The sequence below is a fragment of the Promicromonospora sp. NPDC057488 genome (genome assembly GCF_042802395.1).
Classification (GTDB): domain Bacteria; phylum Actinomycetota; class Actinomycetes; order Actinomycetales; family Cellulomonadaceae; genus Promicromonospora.
This window is the reverse complement of the sequence record NZ_JBHVEG010000334.1, coordinates 1-1860: the sequence shown is the minus strand read 5'-3', so window position 1 is coordinate 1860 and position 1860 is coordinate 1. Positions and strand designations below refer to the sequence as shown.

Genomic DNA, 1860 nt, shown 5'->3' with positions numbered 1-1860 from the left:
GGTCGGCAGCTCGAGCTGCCGACCACCTGACCTTCTACCGACCATCGTTCTGCTCGAGCGCCCTGGTCAGCCGGCGCGCCGTCCCGGCTGAGCCGTGCACGAGATCTGTGGGCGGCTGCCCCGACCGCGCGGGGTCAGTTGTTCGAGGGGCTCGACTGCGTGCCGGACTGCACGCGCAGCAGGTCGCGGATCTCGGTCAGCAGCACGGTCTGCTCGTCGAGGGCCTCCTCGACGACCTCTTCCTCGGCAGGCTTCTTGCGCAGCTCGCCCAGCTTCTTGATCGGGATGATCACGAAGAAGTAGATCGCGGCCGAGATCAGCAGGAACATGATCAGGCCCTGGATGAACAGGCCGATCTGGAACTCAGTCCTCTCGCCCTTCCAGTTCGGGACGGAGAACGCGATCGACGTGAAGTCGGGAGCGCCCACGAGCCATCCGATGAGCGGCATGATGAAGCCGTCGACGAGGCCGCTGATGACCCCGGAGAAGGCGGCGCCGATGACGACGGCGACCGCGAGGTCGAGCACGTTGCCGCGCGTGATGAATTCTTTGAAGCCGTTGAACAGGTCGCGCATGGATCCCCCTGGGACTCTCAAGTTGGTGTGGGTCGGCATGGGCCGGAACCTCGAAGGGGATTGTGGTGGAAAATCCCGTTCAGCGCATGTCGGACCGGGCATTCCGCTCAATGAGCCAGGTCATTGATCGGCCGTTCTTTCCGGCGGGCCGGACGACGGCACCAGCACCGCCGTCACCGAGCCCCATCCGGAGACGGCCGACAGCTCCGGGGCGTCCTCGGGCCGCACCGCGACCAGGGTGACGGGGCCGTCGCCCTCCGAGACCGACCCGAGCAGCCCGCCGGACTCCTTGGGCGCGCGGCCGGCGGGGACGGGGAGCACCAGCGCGGCGCGGGCGAGGTACCGGGGCTCGGCGCTCGGTTCGCTGCCCGACGTCGTCCCGGCCAGCAGGTCTATCCGGTCCCCGGGGCGCAGGAGCGCGGCGACCGCGTCGTCGGCCAGGCGGACCGGGACCACCACCGTGCCGTGCGGGGCGGCGGCGGAGACCCCGTCGTCGGACACGAGCGTGGTGTGCAGCAGCGCGCCCGCCGGCAGCCCGACGACGGCGGCGCGGCCCAGCAGTGCGCGCGCCGTGTGCAGGGCACCAGGCGGGGCCAGGTCGGCGGCGACGGCGCGCACCGAGATGTCTTCGCTGGTCAGCTGGGTTCCGGCCGCGACGGGGCGGGTCGTGACGGCGACGTCGACGGTCGGGGGCGGCGGCGGGCGCAGGAGGTGCACCGCCAGCGCGGCGGCGAGGCCGAGCAGCGCGGCGGCCAGGGCGAAGCGCCAGCGCCACAGGATCCGCCGCGCGCGCCGGAGCGCCGGTGAACGGGGCCGGCCCGGCCGGGGCACCAGCCCGGCGAGCCGTGCCCGCGGCGTCCGGCCGGGCGCCGCCTGCCGGCCGGGCGGATCCGCCCGGCTCCACGGTGTGCGCGAGCCAGTGCCGCGCGGTGCCTCGTGGCGCGCGGCCGGCGCGACGAGCGTGTCGAGAAGTCCCATGCCGCCGACGTTAGGCAGGAGATGAGGGGGCGCGGGGCCGCCGTCGGGCAACCTGTGCACGAAGGCGAGAAAACGCCGCCTGTGGTCGCGCTCGAACTACTGCGGTCACGTGAGGCGTGCCGGTCCGTGCGCGGCACAACTTCCGGTCGAGCTGGATGACACGTCGCCCTCAAGCGGACAGTCGACAGCAGCACAGGTGCCGGACCGCTGGCGGCAGCTATGGTGCCGGGTCGCCGGCGTGAGCGCGGCACTTTGCCCGAGTGGTCGGCAGTTTGCATTGAGGTCGGCACAGGCCTGTGCCGACCTC

At 72.4% G+C, this 1860-nt stretch carries 2 protein-coding genes; both read right to left on the bottom strand.

What is annotated here, in order from left to right; all coding sequences use genetic code 11:
* Positions 1–134 precede the first annotated feature (134 nt).
* The gene (mscL, locus tag ACFU5G_RS29840; protein WP_377252767.1) at positions 135–575 is read right to left on the bottom strand and encodes a large conductance mechanosensitive channel protein MscL; all 441 of its coding nucleotides are present in this window, start codon (positions 573–575) and stop codon (positions 135–137) included.
* A 120-nt stretch (positions 576–695) separates the two neighbouring features.
* Entirely contained in the window at positions 696–1553 is an 858-nt protein-coding gene (locus ACFU5G_RS29835; protein ID WP_377252765.1) for an SAF domain-containing protein, read from the bottom strand.
* Positions 1554–1860 lie beyond the last annotated feature (307 nt).

Coding starts and splice junctions, on each gene's coding strand:
- mscL (WP_377252767.1), bottom strand. CDS start 575: ATGCGCGACCTGTTCAACGGCTTCAAAGAATTCATCACGCGCGGCAAC.
- ACFU5G_RS29835 (WP_377252765.1), bottom strand. CDS start 1,553: ATGGGACTTCTCGACACGCTCGTCGCGCCGGCCGCGCGCCACGAGGCA.